Source organism: Paraburkholderia sp. SIMBA_030 (genome assembly GCF_046535245.1).
GTDB lineage: Bacteria > Pseudomonadota > Gammaproteobacteria > Burkholderiales > Burkholderiaceae > Paraburkholderia.
The window spans coordinates 1-232 of record NZ_JAWRXB010001735.1 but is presented as its reverse complement, the minus strand read 5'-3'; the positions used below and the strand labels follow the sequence as shown (position 1 = coordinate 232).

1 protein-coding gene is annotated in these 232 nt (G+C 65.5%); it reads left to right on the top strand.

The genetic code is table 11. The annotated features are described in order from the left end of the window. Positions 1 to 18 precede the first annotated feature (18 nt). Positions 19 to 232, top strand: a 214-nt coding sequence (locus SB772_RS45945; protein ID WP_410839266.1) for a PucR family transcriptional regulator ligand-binding domain-containing protein, incomplete at its 3' end; no start/stop codon positions are given.

Sequence of the window (232 nt, the reverse complement as noted above, 5' to 3'; positions counted from 1 at the left end):
CCCCTCCCCCGTGTTGAACTGACGGGCGTCCACGTCTCCGAGCTGGAGGATCCCACAATGTTCCTCTACGGCGGCGAGCTTCTGCTCACCGTTGGACTGCAGCTCACCGGTCTGGATGGAGACGCGCGCCAAGAAGCGGCCGAGAACTATGTCCAGCGCTTGGTGGACGGCGGCGTGGCTGCACTGGGCCTCGGCTTGGGTTCAGGGCATGCCATGGTGCCGGACGAACTCC